Origin of the sequence: Mucispirillum schaedleri ASF457 (assembly GCF_000487995.2) — a bacterium.
Classification (GTDB): domain Bacteria; phylum Chrysiogenota; class Deferribacteres; order Deferribacterales; family Mucispirillaceae; genus Mucispirillum; species Mucispirillum schaedleri.
This window is the reverse complement of the sequence record NZ_CP097562.1, coordinates 915,614-931,420: the sequence shown is the minus strand read 5'-3', so window position 1 is coordinate 931,420 and position 15,807 is coordinate 915,614. Positions and strand designations below refer to the sequence as shown.

General features: G+C 30.9%; 14 protein-coding genes. 8 read left to right on the top strand and 6 right to left on the bottom strand.

The window, feature by feature from the left end; genetic code table 11:
• Positions 1 to 2 precede the first annotated feature (2 nt).
• The 8 genes from N508_RS04360 to gatB all read left to right on the top strand — a co-directional run bounded on the left by N508_RS04360 (position 3) and on the right by gatB (position 11,382).
• On the top strand, positions 3 to 791 hold the full coding sequence (locus N508_RS04360) for a hypothetical protein (protein ID WP_023275185.1): 789 nt from the start codon (positions 3 to 5) through the stop codon (positions 789 to 791).
• 33 nt (positions 792 to 824) lie between these two features.
• Positions 825 to 1,838 carry an SPL family radical SAM protein gene (locus N508_RS04355; protein ID WP_023275184.1) on the top strand — a complete coding sequence of 338 codons (1,014 nt, stop codon included), beginning with the start codon at positions 825 to 827 and terminating at the stop codon, positions 1,836 to 1,838.
• Positions 1,839 to 1,908: 70 nt separating this feature from the next.
• Positions 1,909 to 5,289, top strand: coding sequence for an AAA family ATPase (locus N508_RS04350; RefSeq protein WP_023275183.1), 3,381 nt, complete (start codon positions 1,909 to 1,911; stop codon positions 5,287 to 5,289).
• A gap of 3 nt (positions 5,290 to 5,292) precedes the next feature.
• Positions 5,293 to 6,420 (top strand): DNA recombination protein RmuC, encoded by a 1,128-nt coding sequence (locus tag N508_RS04345; protein WP_023275182.1) that lies wholly within the window; start codon positions 5,293 to 5,295, stop codon positions 6,418 to 6,420.
• Between the two features lie 328 nt (positions 6,421 to 6,748).
• Positions 6,749 to 8,113 carry an aldehyde dehydrogenase family protein gene (locus N508_RS04340; RefSeq protein WP_023275181.1) on the top strand — a complete coding sequence of 455 codons (1,365 nt, stop codon included), beginning with the start codon at positions 6,749 to 6,751 and terminating at the stop codon, positions 8,111 to 8,113.
• Positions 8,114 to 8,180: 67 nt separating this feature from the next.
• A complete protein-coding gene (gene gatC / locus N508_RS04335) occupies positions 8,181 to 8,456 on the top strand; it encodes an Asp-tRNA(Asn)/Glu-tRNA(Gln) amidotransferase subunit GatC (RefSeq protein ID WP_023275180.1) in 276 nt (91 codons plus the stop codon).
• Positions 8,456 to 9,916: an Asp-tRNA(Asn)/Glu-tRNA(Gln) amidotransferase subunit GatA gene (gene gatA, locus N508_RS04330; protein WP_023275179.1), complete on the top strand. Its 1,461-nt coding sequence runs from the start codon at positions 8,456 to 8,458 to the stop codon at positions 9,914 to 9,916. Before gatC ends, gatA begins: the two co-directional genes overlap by 1 nt.
• Positions 9,916 to 11,382 carry an Asp-tRNA(Asn)/Glu-tRNA(Gln) amidotransferase subunit GatB gene (gene gatB / locus N508_RS04325; protein ID WP_023275178.1) on the top strand — a complete coding sequence of 489 codons (1,467 nt, stop codon included), beginning with the start codon at positions 9,916 to 9,918 and terminating at the stop codon, positions 11,380 to 11,382. The genes gatA and gatB overlap by 1 nt, the downstream gene beginning before the upstream one ends.
• A gap of 296 nt (positions 11,383 to 11,678) precedes the next feature.
• Here the strand turns inward: gatB and N508_RS04320 are convergent, their stop codons facing one another.
• The 6 genes from N508_RS04320 to N508_RS04295 form a co-directional block, all read right to left on the bottom strand.
• Entirely contained in the window at positions 11,679 to 12,575 is an 897-nt protein-coding gene (locus N508_RS04320; protein WP_143815552.1) for an IS3 family transposase, read from the bottom strand.
• Positions 12,506 to 13,063, bottom strand: a complete 558-nt coding sequence (locus N508_RS04315) for a hypothetical protein (RefSeq protein ID WP_076654094.1) — start codon at positions 13,061 to 13,063, stop codon at positions 12,506 to 12,508. Before N508_RS04315 ends, N508_RS04320 begins: the two co-directional genes overlap by 70 nt.
• Positions 13,064 to 13,494: 431 nt before the next feature.
• Positions 13,495 to 14,163 carry a hypothetical protein gene (locus N508_RS04310; RefSeq protein WP_023275177.1) on the bottom strand — a complete coding sequence of 223 codons (669 nt, stop codon included), beginning with the start codon at positions 14,161 to 14,163 and terminating at the stop codon, positions 13,495 to 13,497.
• Positions 14,164 to 14,703, bottom strand: coding sequence for a hypothetical protein (locus N508_RS04305; protein ID WP_023275176.1), 540 nt, complete (start codon positions 14,701 to 14,703; stop codon positions 14,164 to 14,166).
• A gap of 11 nt (positions 14,704 to 14,714) precedes the next feature.
• Positions 14,715 to 15,275, bottom strand: a complete 561-nt coding sequence (locus N508_RS04300; protein ID WP_023275175.1) for an RNA polymerase sigma factor — start codon at positions 15,273 to 15,275, stop codon at positions 14,715 to 14,717.
• A 66-nt stretch (positions 15,276 to 15,341) separates the two neighbouring features.
• Positions 15,342 to 15,779, bottom strand: a complete 438-nt coding sequence (locus N508_RS04295; protein ID WP_023275174.1) for a DUF6194 family protein — start codon at positions 15,777 to 15,779, stop codon at positions 15,342 to 15,344.
• Positions 15,780 to 15,807 lie beyond the last annotated feature (28 nt).

Genomic DNA, 15,807 nt, shown 5'->3' with positions numbered 1-15,807 from the left:
ATATGAAAATAATAGTAAAGCAAATAGATAATATAAACAGTGAGTTATTTAATATATATGACGATAAAAATATTCTGCCTGCTGCTTTATCTATAAAAGGTCTGCATTATCAAATAAGCGGCTTTCAAAATAATGCAGATGAATATATTTATTATGGGGAATATTCTGCAATACAAGCCATAAATTTATTGGTAAGTTTTATAAATAATATTTCATTTAAAACACTTATGAAAGTCTATGAAATATGTCAGAAATTAAATGCAGATATTAATAAAATAAATATATTTCAAGAAAAAAATATAAAGGGCAGGAAAAGTTTTGAAACACTTGAAAAAGCATTAGGTCTGCCTGAAAATTTAATAGATTTTATTGATAAAAAAGATATACCTCTAAAAACCGTTTCTTTAATAATAAATCTGCAGGCAAATGTTATTAATTTTATTGCAGAGCATATTAAATATAATGATTTTTCTATGCAGGGTTTCCGTAAATATGTTGAAAAAGTATGTGATTTTAAAGATATTATCCCAGAAAAATACAGAAATGATTTTATTTTTCCAGATACAAGAAGTAAAAGCCATATAGAAATAGACGAAAAGTATGCAGAATTAATTAATAATTTTAAAAATATAAAAATAAATAATTTAGACAGCTTTGAAACACCAAAATTAAATATTTATTTTGATATTAATAATATAAAAGATTATGAAAATATGCTGAATATTTTAGAAAAGAATAAATTAAATATTCAATTATTTTATGAATTGTTAGAAAAATATGGATTAAAATAGTTTATTTCATAAAAAAGGGATGCATTAAAATATATGATATATGTAGAAAAATCAGCTCAAAATACCAGCCTTGCGGAGCTTGCTGCAAAAGAGCATAATATAGAAGTAATAGATGACGGGTTTGATATAGAAGATAAAAAAAGCAATATAGTAATATCATGCCATACAGATAATTTTGTTCATCGCTGCCCTGCAACAAATATATACAGGTGCTGTAATTATCATGTGGTAGATATTATGCAGGGCTGTCCTTTTGACTGTGCTTACTGTATTTTACAGCTGTATCTTCCACACAAGCATATAAGAGTTGCAGGAAATACAGATAATGTGCTGCAAGATATAAAATCCGCAGTAAAAGAGCAGAAACGGCGTATTGGAAGCGGTGAATTAAGCGATAGTCTTGCAATGGATAAAACTATCCCGCTTTCAAAAATAATAGTGCCATTTGTTAATAATTTAGATAATATTTTATTTGAATTTAAAACTAAATCAGATGTTATTGATAACCTGCTTAACCTAAATCCGAAAAATGTAATGGTATCATGGAGCTTAAACCCTGCTTCTATTATAGATACAGAAGAACCATACACTGCTGCTCTTGAAAGGCGGTTAAAAGCAGCAGAAACTGTATCTGATTATGGATATAAAGTAGGATTTCATTTTGACCCATTAATTATGTCAGATAATTTTGAAAAAATATATGGTGAATTAATAGAGGACTTAACATCAAGAATAAAAGAAGAAAGCGTAGAATATATAAGCATATCTACATTTAGATGTCCTTATGAGCTTATGAATATTATAAGGCAGAGAAAAAATCCATCTATTTTAACAAAAGGTGATTTTATAAAAGGAATAGACGGTAAAACAAGATATTTTAAGGCTGAAAGAATAAAAATGATACACTTTGTTACAAAAAAACTTAAAAAATATTGGAATAAGCCATTTATATATTACTGTATGGAGCACAGCAGTATATGGGAAAAGATATTAAATTATGACCCGGGAGAGCGGGAAGAATTTGAAAAATATTTTCTACAGATATAATCAGTATATATGCTTAAAAATATAAAATAGTCCTTGAAAAAAAAATCAAAATCAAGCAAAATACAGCATTATGAAATTTAATAAATTATACCTTCACGGTTTCAAATCATTTGTAGATAAAACAACAGTAGATTTTCCTGATGGAATAACTGCTATTGTAGGTCCTAATGGCAGTGGAAAAAGTAATATAATGGATGCTGTCCGCTGGGTATTTGGTGAGCAGAATGCAAAAGAGCTTCGTGGTGCTGAAATGGAAGATATTGTATTTAACGGCTCACAAAAAAGAAAACCTGCTGGTTTTGCAGAAGTAGGTCTTACTTTATCAGAAATTGATGAGGCAGTTGCTGCAAAATACGGCACATTTTCAGAAATAACAATTACCCGCAAATTTTATAAAACTGGTGAAAGAGAATATTATATAAATAACAGGAAATGCCGCCTAAAAGATATTAAAGATATATTTATGGATACAGGGCTTGGTGCTAGAAGTATATCTATTATTGAGCAGGGCAAAGTTGATAAGATAATTAATGCAAGCCCTGAAGAACTGCGTTTTTTTCTAGAAGAAACTGCGGGTGTTACAAAATTTAAAGATAAGAAAAAAGAAGCAGAAAGAAGACTGCAGCAGACAAGGGATAATCTTGACAGAGTAACAGATATTATTGAAGAAATTGTTACACAGATGCAGTCATTATCATCTCAGGTGGAGCAGCTGAAAATTTATGAAGAGCTGCAAAGCAATTTCAAAAGGCTTGAACAGTCATATCTTTGCACATCTTACTACATAAAAGCAGAAGACAGCAGTAAGTTAAAATCTTTTTTAATTGAGAAAAAGCAGAATTTAGAAAATATGCTTGCAAAATATGCAGAACTTGTCCGCATAGAAAATGTAGCAAATAATGACTATAACACTAGACAGGAAGAATATGAGCATTTGCAGGAAAAAAGAGTGCAGACTGCTACAAAAAAAGCAAATACAGAAGGCGATATTAAAGCTCTTGAAACTAAAATTGCATCAAGTGATGATATAAAAGCAAGTTTACAGGCAAGCATTAAACAGGAAAGTGCAAGATATGAAGAAATGGCAGAAAGTATAGAAAGCCTTGAAGATGAGCTTGATACTGCAAGTGATGCTTTAGAGTTTGTAGGAGATAAACTTGCAGAACTGTCTGATATTATTGATGATTTAATAAGCCAGAAAGAAGATATAGAAGATGAATTTCAGGAAACAGATACTGCTTATATAGAATATACTGGCACTGTTACAAATAAGCGGAATGAGCTTATAAGGGTAGAAGCAGGTTATGAACATATAAAGCAGGATATAGAAAGGCTTAAAAAAGAGCAGCAGTCTATAAATGATGCTTTTAATGAAGCTGCTTATAAAAAAGATAGTTTTTATCAGGAAATGGATAACTTAAAGTTTAAAATGATGCAGAATGAAGAAAACTTAAATACTGCAAAAGAAAATACTGAAAATTTAAAAGAACAGAAAGAAAAAGAAAAAGCAAAAAACAGAGAATTAAAAGCAGAAATAAAAAGCTGTGAAAATAATATAGCATTTTTTAATAAACAGCTTGAGGCTGCTACTTCTTTTAATGATGATACTGCAGTATTAAAGCCATATATTGCAGGGCTTTTAATTGATTTTTTATTGGATATGGAATACACAAAACTTATAGATATTGGTGATGTGATAGTATTTAATGATGAACGAAAAGATGAGCTTTTTGAAAAAATATCTACACTTAATTCTTCTGTAAAATTTGTTTTTAAAAGTGATATAGAAAATATAAGCAGTAATCTTAAAAATATGCAGGTAAATGAAGTTTATAAAAATATTTATCTTGTTAATAATATTTATAGAAAAGCAGGGGAAGAAGATAAAGGGTTTCAGATTATATCTTTAAAAGAAAGTATACTAGATGCAGAAAGAGAAATAGACAGGCTTGGTGCAGATATTTATGAAACAGAAAAAATTATTGGCTATATAGATAATCATTTAGAAGAACAGATAAATATTTTAAATGATATGCAGGCAGTATATAATAATTCAAGAGATGCTTTTCTTAAAAAAGAAGCAGAATATACTGGTGTTTTGCAGGAATATGAAAGGCTTGAAAAAAGAAAAAGCACTCTTGCAAAGGAAATAGAGCTTTCAGACATTACTTTATCAGAAAATATTAAAAAGATAGGAAATTTGAAAGATAATATTAATATTGCAAGCCAAAAGCAGGCAGAGTTAGAAGAAAAACGCTCATGTCTTGAAGAAAAGCTGGAGCTGATAAAAGATAACTTAGATGAAAAAAGACAGGAACATACAGAAATAAAAATACAGTATGCTCAGAAAGAAGAAAAGACAAATTCTCTTAAAAGAGAGCTTAAAAGTAAAAGAAGCATCAGGGAAGAAGTAAAAAATAATATAGAAAAACTTGAAGAAAGATTGCATCATCTTTTAAATATAGATGAAATAAAATGGAATGAAGAACTGGAGCTTTTGAAAGAAAAACTTGATAATTTATCAAAAGATGTTCTGTCATTAGAAGATGAAGTGCGAAATGCTTCCCTAATGCTTGATGAAATGCGTCAAAATATAGAAGATATTAGAAACAAAGCAGAAAATATTAATGCAGAAATCAAAACTGGTGATGATGAAATCCGTAAATATGAGCTTGATTTAGCAGGTATTACTTCTGTTTTAGAAGCAAGTGCAGCACAGTATATGGAAAAATATGGATTAGAAATATCCCATGATTATTTAACTTATGCAGATATGGAAAGAGAGCCCAGAAAAATAAAAGAAGCAATGAATAAAATAGAAAGCCGTTTAGATGATTTAGGACCTATTAACTTAAATGCTTTAAATGATTACAGAGATGCAGAAGAAAGATATAAATTTTTAACAGACCAAAGAAATGATTTAGAAGGCTCTATTGATGATATAAACTCATTCATTCATGAAACAGATGAAGCAACAGTCAGAATGTTTGAAGAAACATTTAACTCTGTTAAAGATAAATTTGTAGAAGTATTTCATATATTATTTGGCAACGGGGAGGCGGAGCTTAAATTAACTGACCCTGATAATATGCTTATAAGTGGTGTGGAAATATATATCCAGCCTCCGGGCAAAAGATTACAGCACATGGGACTTTTATCAGGCGGAGAAAAAGCTCTTACTGCAATGACACTCTTATTTGCATTATTTTTACAAAGACCTACTCCATTCTGCTTTCTTGACGAAGTAGACGCACCGCTTGATGATGCGAATGTTGAAAGGTATGTTGGTATGGTAAAAGCACTCTCTGATAAAACTCAGTTTATACTTATTACTCATAACCATAATACTATGAGTATAGCAGACTCTATATATGGTGTTGCTATGCAGGAATATGGTGTATCTACAATACTGTCTGTTACATTAGAGCAGATGGCAAGAGCAGGCAGGTAGTTAATGTCAAATACAGTATATATTATTAGTATATTTATTTCTGGTATGGTATTTGGTGCATTATTTGTATGGTTTATCACAAGACTAATATCTAAACGCAGTGATGAAAAGTTTAATGCAGCTCTTGATGAAGCAACTGCTCTTTTAAAAAGCAATTTTGCAGAAATCTCACTTGATACTTTATCAAAAACTACGGATATGCTTTCTGGCAGGCTCCAAAGTGAGTGTGAAATATCAGCAAAAGAAATAAGCGGTCAGAAAGAGATTATAGAAAAACGCATAGAAACATTAAACAGTGAGCTTTTGAAATTAACAGGTCTTATTAATACTATGGAAAATGCAAGAAATATGCAGATGGGTGAATTAAAAAGCATTATAGATGACAGCCGTGCTAAAACAAGAGAGCTTTTCCATGTTACAAGCGGTTTAAAAGAAACACTTTCATCAAAGCAGTGCAGGGGTCAGTGGGCAGAGCGTATGGCAGATGATGTATTAAGCTATGCTGGACTTAAAGAAGGCATAAACTATACCCGCCAGCAGAAAAGTGAAGCTACAGGAAAAAGACCTGATTTTACATTTTTACTTCCTAACGGCACAACTTTAAATATGGATGTAAAATTTCCTTATGAAAATTATAAAAGATATATAGAAGCTCCAGAAAATGAAAAAGCACTTTATGTAAAAGAGTTTATAAAAGATGTAAAAAACCATATAAAAGCAATTTCTGGCAGAGAATATATTGATACAGAAAACGGCACTGTAAACTGTGCCATAATGTTTATTCCTAATGAAAAAATATATTCATTTATTTTTGAAACAGCACCAGAACTTTTAGATATGGCATCAAAAGAAGGTATTATGATATGCTCTCCTGTTACAACAATATCAGTTTTGGCAGTTATCAGACAGGCAGCAGAAAATTTTGCTGTGGAAAAGCGGGCAAAAGAATTAATGCAGGCAATGAGTGCTTTTCGTAAAGAATGGGTAAAATATTCAGACGGCTTTATAAAACTTGGTGATTTAATAGGCAAAGTATCTTCAGAATATGACAGTTTAAGGACTACAAGAAATAATAAATTAGAATCTTCAATGAATAAGCTGGAGGCTTTAAAAAGTGATGAAATTGAATAAATCTGCCACATTGACATAGTTTTTTTGTGGTAAGCAGCCAGATAGATAGTTTTTGGATTTATAAAAATTTTATGTATTAGTCATTTTGAGCCTGATTTTACAGGCGAAAAATCTAGATTAAATATATTACAGCAGCATATAATATATTTCAATTATCTTATCTTTTAAATACCAAACTTACATTTTCCATAAAAAATAAATTTATTTAGTGGTTTAGTCTAAAATTTTTGTATAAGTTTAAAAAAATAGTGGTGTATCATTTTCTATATTGCTTGATTATTCAGTAATAATATTTTATAATTCATACATAATTTGTATGGAGTATATTATGAAAAATATTGTGCCTGCTATGCGGGAGTTTTTTAAAAGTGGCGAGACATTAAGCATAAAATATAGATTAGAACAGCTGAAAGCATTGAAAAAAACACTGCTTAAATATGATGAAGCACTTTTACAGGCTTTGCATGATGATTTAAATAAATCTTCCTTTGATTCCATTATAACAGAAACTGGTATTGTTATGGAAGAACTTAACTATTATATAAAACACCTTAAAAAAATTGCTAAACCTAAAAAAATAAAAGTTCCACTAACGCTTCAGCCTGCAAAAAGCAGTATCCACTATGAGCCTTATGGTGTAGTTTTAATTATTTCTCCGTGGAATTATCCTGTGCAGCTTACATTATCCCCTTTAATAGCAGCAATTGCAGCAGGCAACTGTGCATTAGTTAAACTTTCAGAATTTTCTGAAAATACATCTTTAATACTTTCTCAGATAATAAATGAAACATTTTCAAGAGAGTATGTAAGAGCAGTAAGGGGAGATGCAGTTGCAGGAGCTGCTTTGCTTTTAGAAAGGTTTGACTATATATTTTTTACAGGAAACCAAAATGTTGGTAAAATAGTAATGAAATCAGCAAGCAGTAATTTAACCCCTGTTACATTAGAGTTAGGTGGCAAAAGTCCATGTATTGTTGATTTATGTGCAGATATAAAAGATACAGCTAAAAAAATAATATGGGGTAAGGTATTAAATGCTGGTCAGACTTGTGTTGCTCCAGACTATATTCTCTGCCATTCAAGAATAAAAAATGAATTAATAGGAGCAATGACAGCAGAAAGTTCTATGATTTTTGGTGCTCATTCATCAAAGCATGAAGAATTTCCTAAAATTATATCAAAAAAGCATTTTGAAAGGGCAGCCCGTCTTATAGACAGCTCAAAAGTTGTGTTTGGCGGTGTAATTGACCCGCAGAAATTAAAAATTGATTTAACTATTATGGATAATGTAACATACAGCGATAAAGTAATGCAGGAAGAAATATTTGCACCTATCCTGCCCGTAATAGAATACACTAATATTAATGATGTGATAGACCAGTTAAAATCTCTTGAAAAACCACTTGCACTTTATATTTTTACAAAAGATAAGACAGTTGAAAATAAAATAATCAGTAATATTTCTTTTGGCGGTGGTGCAGTAAATGATGTTGTAATGCATATTGCTAACAGCTATGCACCTTTTGGCGGAGTAGGAGCCAGCGGTATAGGTGCATATCATGGAAAATACAGCTTTGAAACATTTTCTCACCAAAAGCATATATATAAAAAATATTCTTTTTTTGATAATAAGTTACGGTTTTTTCCAAAAGGAAATAAAGAAAAATTAGTAAGATTTTGGTATTACAGATAAATTCTACTTTTCAATATATAAAAACTTATGTAATATTACTTTGACAAAAAATATAAAAGGACAGGTTATGGATACAAAAGAAATTAATCATATTGCCAAACTTGCCCGCTTAAAATTTTATGAAAGCGGTGTAGACAGTATGGCAAAAGACTTAAATGACATTTTAAAGTGGATGGATATTTTACAAAGTGCAGATACATCTTCTGTTAATGGTATAGAAGAAGCGGCACCATTAAGGCAGAGAGAAGATAAAGTTACTACTGGCAATTTGTCAGAAAAACTTATGAAAAATGCTTATGAGCCATACGAGCATTTTTTTACTGTTCCTAAGGTGGTGGAATAATGGCAGATATAACATCATTATCAATAGCAGAACTTTCAAAAGGGTTGAATAATAAAGAGTTTTCTTCAACAGAAGTTACAAAAGCATATATAGAAAAAATGGAAAATGGAAGAAAGTATAATGCTTTTATTACTGAAACGGCAGAATATGCTTTAAGACAGGCAGCAGAAAGCGATAAAAGAATATCTGGTGGCAAAAGACTTTCAGATTTAGATGGCGTGCCGCTTGGTATAAAAGACTTATTCTGCACAGAAAATATTAGAACTACTGCTGCAAGCAGAATATTAGAAAATTTTGTTCCCCCTTATGAATCAACAGTTACATCAAAACTTTTAAAAGCAGGCAGTGTTTTTATTGGTAAAACTAATCTTGATGAGTTTGCTATGGGTGGAGCTAACTTAACAAGTTATTTTGGTCAGGCAGTAAACCCTGTGAAAAGACTTGATGGAGCAGAAGTTGTAACAGGTGGCTCATCAGGCGGCTCAGCTGCTGCAGTTGCTGCTGGTATGTGTGCAGGAGCAACAGGAACAGATACAGGCGGCTCTATTCGTCAGCCTGCTGCATTTTGCGGTATTGTGGGTATTAAGCCAACATATGGCAGATGTTCCCGTTATGGAATAATTGCTTATGCTTCATCACTTGATCAGGCAGGACCTATGACTAAAACTGTAGAAGATGCAGCAATAATGCTTGAACAAATGGCAGGGTTTGATGAATTTGATTCAACAAGTGCAAATATTGCAGTGCCAGATTTTAAAGCCACACTGAAAAATGGTGTTAAAGGCTTAAAAATAGGTATGCCGAAAGAATTTTTAAATAATGACTTAAATGCAGAAATTGCTGCCACATGGCAGGAAGGAAAAGAAATATTAGAAAAAGCAGGGGCAGAAGTAAAAGAAATATCACTTCCTAATATGAAATATGCTCTTGCTGCATATTATATTATTGCACCAGCTGAGGCTTCGTCTAATCTGGCAAGATATGATGGTGTCCGCTTTGGTTTAAGAGTTGAAGGCTCATCTCTTGATGAAATGTATGAAAATACAAGAAGTGCAGGGTTTGGTGCAGAAGTGAAAAGGCGTATTATGATAGGCACTTATGTTTTATCAGCAGGATATTATGATGCATATTATTTAAAAGCATTAAATGTCCGCAAACTTATTAGACAGGATTATATTAATGCATTTAAAGATGTAGATGCGATTTTAACACCTGTTGCACCTACAACTGCTTTTACAATAGAAGAGAGTAAAACATTTGACCCAGTAACAAACTATCTGCAGGATGCTTTTACAGTGCCAGTAAACTTAGCAAAACTTCCTGCAATATCAGTGCCTTTAAAAACATCAGAAAACGGACTGCCTATCGGTTTACAGCTTATTGGTAAAGACTTTGATGAAGAAACTCTTTTTAAAGGTGCTTATGTGCTGGAACAAAATAATAGTTGGAGCAGAAAATAATGAGTTACATAATAAAAGGAAGAACATGCGACTATGAAGTTGTAATAGGTCTTGAAGTTCACTGTCAGGTTATATCAAATGCAAAACTTTTTTCTGGTGCTTCTGCTGCAAGCGGTGGAACACCTAATGATAATGTGGCATTTATTGATGCGGGGTTTCCCGGAATGCTGCCTGTTGTAAATAAATTTTGTGTAGAGCAGGCAGTAAAAACAGGGCTTGGATTAAATGCAGTGATTAATAAAGAATCAGTTTTTGCAAGAAAAAACTATTTTTATGCAGATTTGCCACAGGGTTATCAAATAAGCCAGTTTGATAAACCAATAGTTGGCAACGGCAGTCTTGAAATAGAGCTTGAAGACGGCTCTACTAAAACAATAGGTATTGAAAGGCTGCATTTAGAGCAGGATGCTGGTAAATCAATACACGATATGCTTTCAGGCAAAAGCTGTATAGATTTAAACCGCTCTGGTGTTGCATTGATGGAGATAGTTTCTAAACCAGATATGAGTTCACCTTATGAAGCAGGTGCTTATCTTACAAAATTAAGAAGTATTGTCCGTTATCTTGAAACATGTGATGGCAATATGAATGAAGGTTCTATGAGATGCGATGCCAATGTATCTGTTAGACCTGCTGGCTCTACTGAGCTTAGAACAAGATGCGAAATAAAAAATGTAAACTCTATCCGCTATCTTATGCAGGCTATTGAATATGAAGCAAACCGCCATGTAGATGCTTATGACAATGGAGAAGAAATATATCAGGAAACAAGGCTTTTTAATGCACATAAAAAAGAAACAAGAAGTATGAGGGGTAAAGAAAATGCTAATGATTACAGGTATTTTCCAGACCCTGATTTAGCTTTTCCTTTAATAGTTAGTGATGAACTTCTTGAAGCAGTAAAAAGCAGTATGCCTGAAATGCCTGATGAAAAATCAAAACGATTTATGGCAGAATATAAATTAAGTGAAGATGATGCTAAAAGGCTTGTTGCAGAAAAATCTGTTGCAGAATATTTTGAAGAAGCAGTTAGAGAAAAAGGCAGTGATGCAAAGAAAGCTGCATCATTAATCCTTGTAGAGCTTGCAGCCATTATGGGTGAAAAACAGGTTGATAATATTAGAGATTTAAAAACTACTGCTTCCCGATTAGGCAGAATTACAGCATTAGTTGAAGATGGCACAATAGGTTTAAGGATAGCAAAAGAGCTTTTGCCTATGATTGAAGAAACTGATAAAGAGCCTGAAGCTATTATTGATGAAAAAGGTTTAAAACAGGTATCAGATACAAAAGAAATAGAAAAAATTATTGATAAAATTATTGCTGATAACCCTAAAAATGTGGAAGACTATAAAGCTGGTAAAGAAAAACTTTTTGGTTTTTTTGTTGGTCAGGCAATGAAAGCTACACAGGGTAAAGCAAACCCCGGAATTATTAATAATATACTAAAAGAAAAGTTAAAATAAAACTGTGTTGATAAATATATCATACATTATAAAATCACTTTTCTTAAACAGTGTAAATTAAGTAGTGTTTTTGCATTATAATTTAATATATTAAACCAAACTTTTATTATAAGTTTGGTTTAATTTTTTATACTTTTGGCAGTATGCAGTCTCAATGAACTGCAGTAATTATTTACTGTTTAGTGCATCCAGTGATTATTAGATAAGGCTTTTAATTTAGTCCAAAAAATTTTGTCATATAAGTCATTTTGAGCCTGATTTTTAGGCGAAGTATGAACTTACCCAAAAATTTTGAACTAAGCCACTAAATAAATTTCTTTTTCCTGTAAAGGTGTAAGTCCATTAGCTTTTATTCTGTAATTATTATAGAAATCAATATATTTTTCAAGTTCATATTTAAACTGTTCTATATTTTTGAATTTGTTAATATAAACCAATTCACATTTTAAAGTAGCAAAGAAACTTTCCATAACAGCATTATCATAGCAGTTGCCACGCCTTGACATACTCTGCTCTATATTATTTTCCTTTAATAACTTTCTAAATTGATTAGCCTGATATAATATACCCTGGTCTGAATGTATCATTAACCCTGTTGTATCTTTTGTTTTATCTATTGCCTGTTTTAAATTATCTATTACCATTTCTTCATTATTATATTTGCTTACACTGTATGCTGTTATTTCTCTGTTATACAAATCCATTATTGCTGATAAATACACCTTTTCATTATTAATTTTTATCTCTGCCACATCTGTTACCCATTTTAAACATGGTCTCTCACTTGTAAAGGCTCTGTTTAATTTATTGCTGCATATATGACTTACTCTGCCTTGTTTATACCTTTTCTTAACCCTGATTAGTGATGAAATTTTTAGTTCTTTCATCAATTTATACACTGTCTTCCTGTCATAAGTATAACCCAGTTTCTCTAATACCTTTGATATTCTTGGATAACCATAAGTCTTGTTAGATTTTTCATATATTTCTAATATAGATGTCTTGACTTCTGCATATTTATCTAATGCAGCAGGCTTTTTAACATTATAATAGTAAGTGCTTCTTTTCATATTACTCACAGACAACAGGATATCCAAACTGTAATACAGCCTTAATGCAGTTATTATTTGTGCTTTTTCTGTTGAACTCTCTGTTCCTTTGACTGCATTAAGGCTTCCAGCTTTTTTAAATATGCATTCTCCGCTGACTTGTAATAAAGCTCTTTTTCAAGCTCTGATATTCTCTCTTTTAATTGTCTTACTTCTTCACTATCATCTGATTTAGTGAGTTTAATATCAGTAGAGTTTGAGTGTTTACTCTTTTTACTGTTCGGGATATTCTTATCTGACATATTATCTCCAATAAACTTACTGCAAAACTTATTCCAGTCATATATTACTGATGCTGATGGTATATTAAAATATAGTGCTGTCTGCTCATAACTTAAATTATTTGATGCCTTATAAGTTAACACATTTAATTTAAAATCTCTACTATATTCATTGCGGGTAAAGCTATGATGTAAACTTGATTCGCCTGAATGCTTATATCTGTTATAGATATTACATATTACTCCTTTATGAATTTTACAGCATCTTGATAATTCACTGGCACTCATTATACCGCTTTCTAAGACTGTTACTAGATATTTCTTAAACTCATAGCTGTATTTTCTTGCCATATACACTCCTTATATGGCTCGTCCAACTTTTTCGGGTAAGTTCAATATTATAAGTTTCAATAACTATACATACTATTTTTATCATTGTTGCAGTTTGTATATTCTAGATACTTCGCCTTTTGGCTCAGTATGACAATGTAGGGACAGGAAGTCCCGTCTGAAAGTAAGCGATATCCGAACTTGTTTCGGCAAAGTGTGGTTTAAAAAATTCACGGATGAATTTTTTAATAAAAGATAAATAAAGATACTTCGCTTAAAAATCAAGCTCAGTATGACCTAACTGTAATAAGCTGTATTTCTGTATAAGTTTTCATAGTCACAGTTATTATAATAGTTCATATATTGTCATTTTGAGCCTGATTTTTTAAGGCGAAAAATCTAAATTATATATATTGCAGTAGTGTATGATATATTTAAATTATCTATATTACCTATGGCTCTACATCTTCTGTCTTAATAATATCTTTATAATTTGTTACTTCATGATACACATGATATGTATCCCAGTTATATTTAACTCTGTCTATCATATATCTATTTAAAAAGTCAAAAACTGCTTTATTTTGCTTATCAGCATCTTTTAAATCTTTAGGAATAATATCTTCTGTCGGCACAGAAATAGTTATATATTTCAGTTTTTGCTCATAGCCTGCTGACTGTAATTTTGCATTTGTTTTTTTGGCTCTTTCTGCACGCCATTTTTCTTCTACAGATTTATTATAACGCTCTCTTTCTTTAATTAAAGCATCAGATTTATTAACAAAGCTGGTATACTGAGCAGGTGTTAATATTTTATCTACATCAAATTTAAAATTACTGTATAATGTTCTTCGTTTTGCCATAAACATATCTCTTTCTGCAGTGTATTTTAATACATATTTTGCAGAAAGTTCATCAAGAGCAGCTTTCTGGTCTGGTGTAAGACCTGCATTTTTTAAAAGGTGGGTATTATATATTCGCTCAGATAATACATTAATAGAATAAGGGTTGCCGCCTACTTTATTAAAAACAACTGGCATAATAGATGCACCAGTTAATGCACCTAGAAAAAATATAGTCAAAAATGCAAATATAAATTTAATAGATTTTTTAACTGTCATTTATTTATACAACCCCATATTAAAATAATCTGTTACCATAAACTCTGCCATTGCAGGGTCATAATTTGAAAAAAGATTAAATGCTAAAAGAACAGCAGCAGCTGCTGCAACAGCTGAAACTATTAAGAATTTTTTATATACTTTTTCAAAGGATATAACATTATAATTAACATCAGTTTCATCAATTTTTGTCATTACTTTACTTGTAAAATCTTTTGACGGAGTTACAACTGGCTGTTTACTAAGCAGGCTTAATACACTATCAATATTTTCTTCATCATATTTAAAATTCTGCTCTGTTTTTATTTTTGCCATTACATTATTTGTAAAATTATCACTTGGTTTTACTTCATCTATAAAAGCAAGACATTCAAGCATATCATCTGTTTCGTCTAATTTCATAATATCATCATCAAAACTGCTGTCATTTTTTATACGCTGCATAGCACTAAGTGTAAAATCAGATTTCGGCAATATTTCTTTATGTTTTAATGATTTTAATATATTTTCAATTTCTTTTTCAGTATATTTTTTTTCCATATCATACTCCTCTACATCATAGTATTAAGTATTTCTGATAATTTTTTTCTGGCACGAAATGCTGTTACTTTTACATTTGATTCTGTCATGCCTGTAATTGAAGCAATTTCTGCAACACTTCTTTCTTCTGCATACATCATAGAAATAATAGTTCTTTCTACAGGCTTTAAATATTCCATTGCTTTCATAAGCATTTTATACTTTTCTTCACCTAAAATATTATCTTCAGGTGTTCTGTAATCTATACCCTGCTCAATAGTCTGCTCTGTTTCTTCACTAAAAGATGACATCGGCATATCTTTCTGAGCATATTTTTTACGCCAGAAATCTTTACATGTTCTAATAGATATAACAGTCAGCCAGTTAATAAGTGGAGAATCATTTTTAAATGTTTTAAGCGATTTATAACTTTTAAAAAATATATCGTTTGCAACTTCTTCCACATAGTCCTGTGGAACATGCATAGATACTATCTTAAATATTTTATTTTTATATTTATCTATAAGTATTGCAAACTTATCAGTATTACCATCTAATACTTCAATGATAATATCTATATCATTAATCTCCACAGTATCCCTCTTTAATTACCTATCACTGTTTTAGTCGCAAAAAAAATTAAAAAGTTACATAGAACATTATCTTTTAAGTAAATATTCCTGCCTTGCTCTTTTATAACTTAGAGATATAAGATTGTCTAAAACTTTTTCAAATATTAGTTTTGATGGGCTTATGCACTGAATAAAATATTCTTTACTTTTTACAGGGTGCGGCATTATTATATCAGGCTTAGTATAATCACACCCCTTATAACATACATACTTTTTATCATAAGGGCATAACTGGCTGAATAATTTATTATATTCTTCAGAAGGTATACACAATGAAACTCTATATTTATCTGGGTGGTTAAGGTCTGAAAAATTATCGTCATCAGTATCAAATTCCAAAATATTTAAGAAAAATGTGCTTATACTGCCCTGCCTGTAAAAAAGCTCCTGTCCATAAGAAGTATGGCGATAGTCTATATAACCATAATTATCAAAACAATATGTAATAATATCATCAGCTTTCATTTTTATACCTCAATGGTTATTATAAGTG